The 10,701-nt window shown below is 69.9% G+C and carries 11 protein-coding genes; 8 read left to right on the top strand and 3 right to left on the bottom strand.

Annotated features, from left to right (window positions below):
• Window positions 1–309 (top strand): AAA family ATPase (locus ACFE86_RS17925; RefSeq protein ID WP_375456678.1); only part of this gene is annotated, 309 nt, incomplete at its 5' end.
• An 18-nt stretch (window positions 310–327) separates the two neighbouring features.
• On the opposite strand, the gene ACFE86_RS17920 is transcribed toward ACFE86_RS17925, so the two are convergent.
• Window positions 328–732 (bottom strand): type II toxin-antitoxin system VapC family toxin, encoded by a 405-nt coding sequence (locus tag ACFE86_RS17920; protein WP_375456677.1) that lies wholly within the window; start codon window positions 730–732, stop codon window positions 328–330.
• Entirely contained in the window at window positions 732–974 is a 243-nt protein-coding gene (locus tag ACFE86_RS17915) for a type II toxin-antitoxin system VapB family antitoxin (RefSeq protein WP_375456676.1), read from the bottom strand. The genes ACFE86_RS17920 and ACFE86_RS17915 overlap by 1 nt, the downstream gene beginning before the upstream one ends.
• An 82-nt stretch (window positions 975–1,056) precedes the next feature.
• Between ACFE86_RS17915 and recQ the strand changes: the two genes are divergently transcribed.
• The 3 genes from recQ (at window position 1,057) to ACFE86_RS17900 (ending at window position 6,304) form a co-directional block, all read left to right on the top strand.
• Window positions 1,057–2,907: a DNA helicase RecQ gene (gene recQ, locus ACFE86_RS17910; RefSeq protein WP_375456675.1), complete on the top strand. Its 1,851-nt coding sequence runs from the start codon at window positions 1,057–1,059 to the stop codon at window positions 2,905–2,907.
• Between the two features lie 337 nt (window positions 2,908–3,244).
• On the top strand, window positions 3,245–4,348 hold the full coding sequence (locus ACFE86_RS17905) for a hydrolase (RefSeq protein WP_375456679.1): 1,104 nt from the start codon (window positions 3,245–3,247) through the stop codon (window positions 4,346–4,348).
• A gap of 543 nt (window positions 4,349–4,891) precedes the next feature.
• Window positions 4,892–6,304 (top strand): carbohydrate porin, encoded by a 1,413-nt coding sequence (locus ACFE86_RS17900; RefSeq protein ID WP_375456674.1) that lies wholly within the window; start codon window positions 4,892–4,894, stop codon window positions 6,302–6,304.
• 134 nt (window positions 6,305–6,438) lie between these two features.
• Here the strand turns inward: ACFE86_RS17900 and ACFE86_RS17895 are convergent, their stop codons facing one another.
• Window positions 6,439–6,693 (bottom strand): hypothetical protein, encoded by a 255-nt coding sequence (locus ACFE86_RS17895; protein ID WP_375456673.1) that lies wholly within the window; start codon window positions 6,691–6,693, stop codon window positions 6,439–6,441.
• Window positions 6,694–7,021: 328 nt separating this feature from the next.
• On the opposite strand from ACFE86_RS17895, the gene purL reads away from it, so the two are divergent.
• The 4 genes from purL to grxD all read left to right on the top strand — a co-directional run.
• The gene (gene purL / locus ACFE86_RS17890) at window positions 7,022–9,241 is read left to right on the top strand and encodes a phosphoribosylformylglycinamidine synthase subunit PurL (protein ID WP_375456672.1); all 2,220 of its coding nucleotides are present in this window, start codon (window positions 7,022–7,024) and stop codon (window positions 9,239–9,241) included.
• Between the two features lie 25 nt (window positions 9,242–9,266).
• Window positions 9,267–9,503 (top strand): BolA/IbaG family iron-sulfur metabolism protein, encoded by a 237-nt coding sequence (locus ACFE86_RS17885; protein WP_375456671.1) that lies wholly within the window; start codon window positions 9,267–9,269, stop codon window positions 9,501–9,503.
• Between the two features lie 25 nt (window positions 9,504–9,528).
• Window positions 9,529–10,413, top strand: a complete 885-nt coding sequence (locus ACFE86_RS17880; protein WP_375456670.1) for a DUF29 family protein — start codon at window positions 9,529–9,531, stop codon at window positions 10,411–10,413.
• 8 nt (window positions 10,414–10,421) lie between these two features.
• A partial coding sequence (grxD, locus tag ACFE86_RS17875) for a Grx4 family monothiol glutaredoxin (protein WP_375456669.1) occupies window positions 10,422–10,701 on the top strand: 280 nt, incomplete at its 3' end.

Genomic DNA, 10,701 nt, shown 5'->3' with positions numbered 1-10,701 from the left:
GGCCCGCAGACCACCGACCTCGTGGTCCGCCACGGCCCCAAGGACGTGCCGGCGGCCACCGCCTCCACCGGCGAGCAGAAGGCGCTGCTCATCGGCCTCGTGCTGGCGCACGCCCGCTTGGTCCAGGCGATGAGCGGGATCGCGCCGCTGATCCTGCTGGACGAGGTCGCCGCCCACCTCGACCCGCGCCGCCGCGCCGGCCTGTTCGAGGCCCTCGACGCCCTGCCGGGGCAGGTGTTCCTGACAGGCGCGGACCCCGCCGCGTTCGAGGGCCTGGGGGGCTCGGCCGAGATCGTACGGATCGGGTGATCGCGCTGCGCGTCCGGCTCAAGCCATCGCGGATGGGATGTCGGTCTGCGGAAAGTCGTCGCCGACGAACAGCAAGGCGACCTCGTGTGCCTGCGCGCAGGCATAGGCGAAGCAATCGCCCATGTTCAGCCGCGCCGGGTGGCCCTGGCCCTTGCCGTAGCGGGCGTAGGCGGCGAGTGCGCCCCGCGCCTCCGTGTCTCCGAGCACGATGAGCGTTATCCCGGCGAGATCCAGGAGTGCGTAGACCGCCGTTCGGGCGTCTTCGACCGATATTCCGTTCTTCCGCGCGACGGCCGTCGCGGTCTCGAACACGGCGAGCGCCGAGGTGATCGGCTCGGCCGCCAGCTTGATGGCGCGGGCCAACGCCGCGTTTCCCGGCTCGTTGGCAAGGATCGCGACCATGGCCGAGGCGTCGATGAACATCACGGCTCACCGTTCAGATCGTCGAAGAACGCCTTGTCGGCCTCCAGTCCGGTTCCCGGACGGGTCGCGATGCGGTTCTGGATATGCCTGATCTGCTCCATGAACTCGGCCAGCGACGCCTCGCGCCGTTGCAACTCGTTGGCCAGCGCCATACGCACGGCCTCGGTCTTGCTGACCCGCGCCGCCGATGCCAGCGTCTCCGCCAGCCGGTTAACCTCTTCGCTGCGGATGTTGAGCGGCATGGTCCAGTCTCGCGTGTAGGCATTTGGATGCTAACGTCTACGCAGTCCGCATTCAATCTGCCCGATCGGTAAAAGAAGCCCGATGACCTCACGACTCGACGAAGCCCGGCGCGCCCTCAAGACCACCTTCGGCTACGACGATTTCCGCCCCGGTCAGGCCGAGGTGATCGGCGCGGTGCTGGACGGCGCCGACGTGTTCGCGGTGATGCCCACGGGCTCGGGCAAGTCGATGACCTACCAGTTGCCGGCGCTGGTGGAGGATTCGCTCACCGTCGTGGTCTCGCCGCTGATCGCGCTGATGCACGATCAGGTGCAGCAGATGCGCGGCTTCGGCGTCGCGGCCGCGACCCTGAACTCGTCGGTGGCGGAGATGGCGTCGCGCGAGACGTGGCGGATGATCCGCGCCGGAGACCTGCGGCTGCTGTTCGTCTCGCCCGAGCGGCTGCTGATGGAGGGCTGCATGGAGGCGCTGCGCGGTGCGGGCGTGCGGCGGCTCGCCGTCGACGAGGCCCACTGCGTCTCGCAATGGGGCCACGACTTCCGCCCCGAGTACCGCGCCCTGTCCCGCGCCCGCGAGGCCTTGGGCGACGTCCAGACCCTGGCGCTCACCGCCACCGCCGACAAGGCGACGCGGGCCGAGATCGCCGAGCGGCTGTTTCCCGAAGGCCGCGACCTGCGGACCTTCGTGCATTCGTTCGACCGGCCGAACATCGGCCTGACGTTTGCCGCGAAAGACAACCCGACCCGGCAGATCGAGCGGTTCCTGAAACACCGGCGCACGGAGAGCGGGATCATCTACTGCTCGTCGCGCAAGCGCACCGAGCAACTGGCCGAGAGCCTGAGGAAGGACGGCTTCAACGCGCTCGCCTATCACGCCGGCCTCGACCAGGGCACGCGCATGCGCAACCAGGACACCTTCCTGCAGGAGGACGGGATCGTGATGACCGCCACCGTCGCGTTCGGCATGGGCATCAACAAGCCGGACGTGCGCTTCGTCTGCCACGCCGACATGCCGGGCAACGTCGAGGGCTACTACCAGGAGATCGGCCGCGCCGGCCGCGACGGCCTGCCCGCCGACACGCTGACGCTCTACGGCCTCGACGACATGGCGTTGCGCCGCCGCCAGATCGACGAGAAGGAGGTGCCCGACGAGCGCCGCCGCGTCGAGCGGAGGAAGCTCGAGGCGATGATCTCGCTGTGCGAGGGCGCGGCCTGCCGCCGGCAGTCGCTGCTCGCCTATTTCGACGAGGCGAGCGGCCATTGCGGCCGGTGCGACCTCTGCCGCGGCGGCGTCTCGCTCGTCGACGGCACGGTGTCGGCGCAGAAGATCCTGTCGGCGATCGTGCGCACCGGGCAGCGTTACGGCGCCGCCTACGTCTGCGACGTGGTCCACGGCAAGGAATCCGAGCCGATCCGCCGCAACGGCCACGCGCAGCTCAAGACCTTCGGCGTCGGCGCCGACAAGCCGGTGGCGGCGTGGCGGGCGATCCTGCGCCAGCTCTTCGCGGCGGGTGCGGTCGCCGAGAACGGCGACGGCTTCGGCGGCCTCACCATGACCGACAAGGGCGAGGCGATCCTGTTCGGCCGCGAGCCGGTCCAGCTCCGGCCCGATCCCGAGCCCAAAACCACCGAGCCGCGCGAGCGCCGCCGCGCGGGCGCGCCGCGCGATGCCGGCTCCGACGGCCTGAGCGAGGCCGACGAGGCGTTGTTCCAGCACCTGCGCGGCCTGCGGGCGACGATCGCGCGCGCCGACAACATCGCCGCCTTCATGGTGTTCCCCGACCGCACGCTGATCGAGATGGCCAAGGGCAAGCCGGTGGACCTCTACGCGTTGCGCACCGTCCACGGCGTCGGCGAGCGCAAGCGCGAGGCCTACGGCGCGCGCTTCGTCGCGGCGATCGCCGAGTTCCTGGCGCAGCCGCCGGCCGCGTGAGGCGACCGCCCACGCCTTTTCGCTCGTGCCGACCCTGCTTCCTGGTGTAGGGAGCGGGCATCGCCGCAGCCAACGGATCGCCTCAGCCATCACCCAGTTCCGCGACCCACCGGCCTCGACCCCTGCGCCGCGCGACCGGCAGGGGCGTGGGTCCCTTCTCCCGGGGGGGGAAGGACAGGATGAGGGGCGTGAGGTGTCCGGACAGGCCCCGCCCGTCACGCAAGCCCGCTCTCCTCGGGAGGGGGATTCGTCCGACGCCGCTTCACGAAGCACCGTCACGCGCCAGGTCTTCTACCTCCCCGGCTTCGATCCGCGCGAGCCCGAGACCTACTGGGGCCTGTTCCGCCGCGAGAGCCGGCTGACGGCCGCGCGCCGCGGGCTCGACATCGCGGTGGGCGATGCGGTTCGCAGCGCCGACGGGTTGAGCCTCGACTGGACGGTCGAGGCCGGTGGCACGCGCACCCGCTACGCCCTGCTGCGCTGGGACGACATCGTCCGCGCCCGCTTCCCGCGGCCCGACTGGCGCCGGCTCGCCGCGGTGCCGGCGCTGCTGTGGCGGCTGAGGCGCTCGGGCTACGAGCGCCGCCTGCGCCGCGAGGCGCGCAGCTTCGCCATGGTGATCTTCGGCGTCCACCATCTCTACCTGCTGTTCGCGGCGACCAGCCTCGGGCTCGCCGCCGGGCTGCCGCTGCTGCTCCCGGCCGATTGGCGCCCCTGGTCCTGGCTCGCCGTGCCGGTGGCGGCCTACGCGGTGCTGGCCGCCATCATGGCGCTCACCCGCGGAAAGCCGTTCTACTGCGCCCACCTCGTCGACGACACCGCCTTCACCCACGACCACGCGGCCGGCCGCGACCGGCAGATCCCCGACCGCCTCGACGCGATGGCCGCGCGCATCCGCGCGGCGGAAGGCAGCGCCGGCGAGATCGTGGTGATCGGCCATTCCTCGTCGAGCTTCCTCGGCGTCGAGGTGCTGGACCGGGTGCTCTCGGCCGACCCCGGCTTCGGCACCCGCGGCACGCCGGTCTCGTTCGTGACGCTCGGCAGCGTGATCCCGTGGATCGCCCTCGATGCGTCGGCCACCCGGTTCCGCGCGGCCCTGGCGCGGTTCGCCGCCGCGGACGCGATCCGCTGGCTCGACGTGCGCGCGCCGTGGGATTGGCTGTCGATCCACCTGCGCGATCCGCTAACCGCCTCCGACGTGCCCTCGCCGGGGCCGGATCGCCCGGCGACCCGCTACGTCCGCCTGGAAGACCTGATCGAGGCACGCCTGATCCCAGGACGTCGCTGGAACCTGTTCCGGATGCACTTCCAGCTCCTGATGTCGAGCCGCGACGGGCGGGGGTTCGATTACGTCGCCTTCGTCTCGGGGCCGGAACCGGTCCATGCGGCGATCGATCGCTGGCGCCAGGCCCCGACCCGACCGCTCACCCGGAGGGCGTGAGCCGGATTCGGTCGTCAAGGCGACCACTTGGCTCGCTACGGCCCCTGCTTCCGCGCGCCGTCGAGGCTGCGGATCGAACCCGGCGGTCCGGTTCGGGGGGCATCCGCGCTGAAACGGGGGAACGACGGTCGGACGGCGAGGGGACGATACCCGCCTCATCCCGACTGTCCGACGCATCGGTCCGAATCGATTCTTCGCCGTATCCGTCGCAGATAGGCTCTCGCGGTTAACTATTTCATTACTGTATTGAAAGTAATAATCCGCTTCTTTCGCGCGGAAGCCGGCTTCTTATGCCTATTTGTGATCCTACGCCGCGGAAGCCGGCATTCCTCCGGTCAACAGGTTTCCGCAGCCTCGGCGATTGCCGCAAGACCACGGCTTTCGATGCATCAAGCTAGGCATGGGTTGGCCGCCCGGACCCGCGCCCGGTCTCGAGCGCGAAACACGGGTCGGGCCCGGCCGGCCAGGCGCGCGATCCCGGACCGGTCTGAACCCGAAGGAGCGCACCCAGGTCTTCAGTTCCTCGACATTCCGAGCCGCGCGATGCACCGCCTCCGCCCATTCCGCCCGTGGGTCTGCTTGTTCCTCGTCACGGCGGGGGCTTGCGGTGCCAAGGCGGCGGAAGTTCCCCAGGTTGCGGCGCTGCGCGACGTCGACCTCACCGCGCCTTCCGACGTCGTGGCGGGCTTGGCGGAGCGGGCTCGGACCGGGCGGGCGGCGCTGAAGGAGAAGGGCATCGAGGTCAACGCCGCCTACATCAGCGAAGTCTTCTCGAACCTGCGGGGCGGCATGCGTCGCGGCACGGCCTACGAGGGCCGCCTCGACGTTCAGGTCGATGCCGACCTCGGCACCCTGATGGGGCTGGAGGGCCTCGGCTTCCACACCAACGCCTACCAGATCCACGGGACCGACATCTCGCGCTACTACGTCGGCAACCTCGCCACCGTGAGCGGGATCGAGGCCCTGCCGGCGACGCGCCTGCACGAGCTCTGGTTCCAGCAGGCCCTCGACCCGGCACTGAGCCTGCGCGCGGGCCGGCTCGCGGCGGATTCCGAGTTCCTCGTCAGCCCCTCCGCGACCGTGTTCGTCAACCAGACCTTCGGTTGGCCGGTGATCGCCACGGCGAACCTGCCCTCGGGCGGCCCCGCATCGCCGCTCGCCACGCCGGGCGTCCGGGGCAAGTGGAGTCCGTCCGATCGCACGACGCTGATGCTCGGTCTGTTCAACGGCGATCCGGCCCCGGCGCGCGCAGGCGACCGCGACCTCGACCCGCAGCGGCGGAGTCCCGACGGCACGGATTTCCCGGTGGACGCAGCGCCCCTTCTGATGGCGGAAGCGGCCCACCGCTACGTCGTGGATGCGCCGGGGCCGGAGCGGACGGGAACGGTGAAGCTCGGCTACTATCACCACTTCGCCCGGTTCGACGATCCGCGCTTCGACACGCAGGGCAGCCCCCTGGCCGCTCCCGCGAGCACCGGCATCGCCCGGCGTCAGCGGGGCAACGACGGCCTCTACGCCCTCGTTGACCAGACCTTCTACCACGAGGATGCCGACAGCGACAGGGGCGCGGCCGCCTTCGTCCGCGTCGCGGGATCACCGAATGCATCGAGCTTCGTCGACCTCTACGGCGATGCCGGCCTCGTCTACAAAGGCCTGCTTCCCGGCAGGCCCGCGGACGTGGCGGGCGTGAGCGTGACCTACACGCGGATCGCCGGTGGAGTGCGGGGCTACGACCGCGACCGGATCGCATTCGAGGGGATTGCCCGACCGGTCCGGCGCCACGAAGCGTTGCTCGAACTGACCTATCAGGCGGTCGTGGCGCCGGGCTTCACGATCCAGCCCGACGTACAATACGTCCGTTCGCCGGGCGGCAACACCTGGAACCCGCGTCGCCAGGGCTTCGTGCGGATGAAGGACAGCACGGTGGTCGGGGTCCGGGCGACGGTCCAGTATTGACCGCCGCACGCCGTCGCCGCCCGCGGACGGGCTCAAGGCTCCCCACGGCGGTCACTGCTTCGTTCGAGCGGACCGTCCAAGAGGAGAACCGCCTGTGGATCGCAGGATCGCAGCACGGATCGCCGTGGGCGCCCTCAGCGCAGATGCGCGGGTCGCCGCGGGTCCGATCCGATCGCTTCGTGCAGCCAAGCCTCCACCCGAGGCCTTCCGGCCTCCGGAGACGGCCGCGCGCATCCCTTGCAGCTCAGGCGCCTGCGGGAACCGGTCTGCACGACGGCCGCGGGCGAATTGGCCGCCGAGGTCTGGCCGGAGGTCTCCGGGACGATCTGCGCCGAGACGACCCCCATCGACGACGCCATGAGGGCGCCGGACACGACGGCGATGGACAAGACGTCCCTCAGAAGGGCCTGCGCACGAACGATCACGATTTTTAAACCTATCTTACTCACGGAGACTCAATCATTCCGTGGCCGACCGGTTGCAAGCCGGGCCTCCCGATTCCTCCCGTGGTAAATCACGCAGGCGCGGCCGCTGCCGCGCGGACCGGCCGTTGCCAGACCCGGCGCTTCCGCTCTAAGCAGGCTTTCGTGGCTTCGCCTACGAATGCCTGCTTCGATCTCCTTGGTGACGCATCATTGTCTCGCGCGAACCGGCGGCCACTTCGCGCAATGATGCTTAGAGCCGTCCCGACCGCCGAGACCGGTCGAGAGGACCTGCATGTTCCGCAATGACGTCCCGATCACCGCCGAGCTCGTCCGCCAGCACGGCCTGACGCCGGAGGAGTACAAACGCTTCCGCGGGCTGATCGGGCGCGACCCCAGTCTGACCGAACTCGGCATCGTCTCGGCGATGTGGAACGAGCACTGCTCGTACAAGTCTTCGAGGCTGCATCTGCGCGGGCTGCCGACGACGGGCGCCTGCGTCATCCAGGGGCCGGGCGAGAACGCGGGCGTCATCGACATCGGCGACGGGCTCGCCTGCGTCTTCAAGATGGAGAGCCACAACCACCCGAGCTTCATCGAGCCCTACCAGGGCGCGGCGACCGGCGTCGGCGGTATCCTGCGCGACGTCTTCACGATGGGGGCCCGGCCGATCGCGGCGCTGAACGCGCTCCGCTTCGGCTCGCCCGACCATCCGCGCACCCGCCACCTCGTGTCCGGCGTGGTGGCCGGCATCGGCGGCTACGGCAATTCCTTCGGCGTGCCCACCGTCGGCGGCGCGGTGGGCTTCCACCCGCGCTACGACGGCAACATCCTGGTCAACGCGATGGCGGTCGGCCTCGCCAGGACCGACGCGATTTTCTACGCGGCGGCGTCGGGCGTGGGCAACCCGATCGTCTACCTCGGCTCGAAGACCGGCCGCGACGGCATCCACGGCGCTACGATGGCGTCGGCCGCGTTCGATGCCGAGACGGAAGCCAAGCGCCCGACCGTGCAGGTCGGCGACCCCTTCGCGGAAAAGCTCCTGCTGGAGGCCTGCCTCGAACTGATGGCGTCCGGCGCCGTGATCGCGATCCAGGACATGGGCGCGGCCGGGCTGACCTGCTCGGCGGTCGAGATGGGCGCCAAGGGCAGCCTCGGCGTCGAGCTCGACATCGAGAAGGTGCCGGCCCGCGAAGAAGGCATGAATCCCTACGAGATGATGCTGTCGGAGAGCCAGGAGCGCATGCTGATGGTGCTCAAGCCCGGCATGGAAGCCGAAGCGGAAGCCATCTTCGTCAAGTGGGGCCTCGACTTCGCGGTGATCGGGCGCACCACCGACACGCTTCGCTTTGTCGTGAGGTGGCATGGCGAGACCGTGGCAGACCTGCCCATCAGGGAACTCGGCGACGAGGCGCCGCTCTACGACCGGCCGCACGTGGCCAGCACGCACCTGCCGGTGATCGCTGCCGCCGACGTGCCCGTCCCGGCCTCCCTGACCGACGCGCTGAGGCGCCTCGTCGGCTCGGCCGAGCTGTGCTCGAAACGCTGGGTCTACGAGCAGTACGACCACTTCATCGGCGGCAACACCGTCGCGACGCCCGGCGGCGACGCGGCGATCGTCCGCGTCGCGGACGGGCCGAAGGGGCTGGCGCTTACCGCCGACGTGACCCCGCGCTACTGCGAGGCCGACCCGGTCGAGGGCGGCCGGCAGGCGGTGGCCGAGGCGTGGCGCAACATCACGGCGGTGGGCGGGCGCCCGCTCGCCATCACCGACAACCTCAACTTCGGCAACCCGGAGAAGCCCGAGGTGATGGGCCAGCTCGTCGGCTGCCTCCGTGGCATCGGCGAGGCGTGCCGCGCGCTCGACTTCCCCGTCGTGTCCGGCAACGTCTCGCTCTACAACGAGACCGACGGCGTCGGCATCCTGCCGACGCCCACCATCGGCGGGGTCGGGCTGCTCGACGACGTGGCGCGCCACGCCACGATCGGCCTGAAGCGCGCCGGCGACGCGCTGGTGCTGGTCGGCGCGGCGGAAGGCTGGCTCGGCCAGTCGATCTACCTCGCGGTGATCGCGGGCCGCGAGGCGGGTGCGCCGCCGCCGGTCGACCTGTCGATCGAGCGCCGCAACGGCGACTTCGTGCGCGGGCTGATCGTCTCGGGCCTCGTCGACACGGTCCACGACCTGTCCGACGGGGGGCTGGCCGTGGCGCTCGCCGAGATGGCGATGGCCGGACGCTATGGCGCGACCCTGTCTACGGCGCCGGACGACATGCCGGCCCACGCCTACCTGTTCGGCGAGGACCAGGCCCGCTACCTCATCGCCGTCGAGCCGGAGGCCGCCACGGACATCCTCCACGGCGCCTCTGCGCAGGGGGTCGACGCCGTCGTCGTCGGCGTGGCGGAAGGCGATCGTTTGACCCTGCCGGGGGGCGAGAGCATAGCGGTGGCCGCGCTTCGCGCCAGTCACGAGGGCTGGCTGCCCGCCTACATGGCGAGCCTTCCGGCCGCCGCCTGACCCACCGATCCGAGGAACCGACCCCATGCCGATGGATGCGCGCGAGATCGAGCGGATGATCGTCGAGGCGCTGCCCGACGCGCAGGTGGAGATCAAGGATCTCGCCGGCGACGGCGACCACTACGCCGCGACCGTCCTGTCCACGGCGTTCAAGGGCAAGACCCGCGTCGCCCAGCACCAGATGGTCTACGGCGCGCTCCAGGGGCGGATGGGGGGCGTGCTCCACGCCCTTGCGCTGACGACGGGCGTCCCGCAGGATTAGGGCTCGCTTCGCGGATCGTCGGCCGATGGGCTTCACACCGCCACTTCTGATCGAGAACGACCCTCGGCCGTCGGTCTGGGGACAGGTCCATGCCTGGGAGCTCGGGCTCCTGGGCGCGATCCTCGACGACCCTTCGATTTTCCTGCGCGTGCGAGATCTCGTCTCGTCCGAGGATTTTTCCACGGGCCTGCATTCCCGCCTGTTCGAGGTCTTCGAACGTGCCGACGGGCACGGCGGATGTGCCGATCGAAGCGCGATCGCCAATCGGCTCGGGGTCTATGCTTGGGACGCCGAGGACGGCGTTCCGGCCTATCTCGACAGGCTCATCGACGTTCGTGCCCCTGCCGATCAGTCCGCTTTTTTGGCGAGCGAGATCCACGCGGTCGCGGCCGTGCGGCGGGAGGCGCCCGAACCGGTCGACGTCGATTCGGTGGCGTGGTCGCATCGCCAAGCCGACCTGCTCATGCGTCTCGCCGAGCAGCCGGATGCGCTGTCGCGCCAAGTGGACTGGCAGAGCATCATCGCGGAGGTTCTCTACGTAGGCCGCTCCCAGACCGGCGGTGTGGTCCGCAAGATGGAACTCGTGTTCGAACATCTCCTGAAGGCCCTGTCCGATCCCGACGCGCCGAGCCGGAACCGGTGGCGGATCGAGATTCGGGCCTGGGTGACGCGGATCGGGCACGAGGCTACGCCGTCGATGCGGCGACTCATCGATCTCGACGCCGCTTGGCGAAGAGGTTGCCTCGATGCTGGGGCCGATCTCGCGGAGTACGGGGCGCGGCTGCCGCGATCCGTGCCCGACACCTGCCCCTTCACGTTCGACGAGCTGACGCGGCGGGCGCCGACTTTCGACGCGCTGCTTGAGAAGCTGGCCGCGAGCATCGATATCACTCCAACCGAAAAGCCGTGAGGTGATCAATGACCGACGTCAACGCAAGCATCGAGACCGAGATCAAGTCCCAGGACGTGGTGGTGTTCATGAAGGGCACGCCTACGATGCCGCAATGCGGCTTCTCGGGGCAGGTGGTGCAGATCCTCAACTACCTCGAAGTGCCGTTCAAGGGCGTGAACGTGCTGGCCGATGCTGGCATCCGCGACGGCATCAAGGCCTATTCCAACTGGCCGACCATCCCGCAGATCTATGTGAAGGGCGAGTTCGTCGGCGGCTGCGACATCACCCGCGAGATGTTCCAGTCGG

Origin of the sequence: uncultured Methylobacterium sp., assembly GCF_964244095.1 — a bacterium.
Taxonomy (GTDB): Bacteria; Pseudomonadota; Alphaproteobacteria; order Rhizobiales; family Beijerinckiaceae; genus Methylobacterium.
Note: the sequence above shows the minus strand (reverse complement) of the source record. Positions and strands in the feature narration are given on the sequence as shown.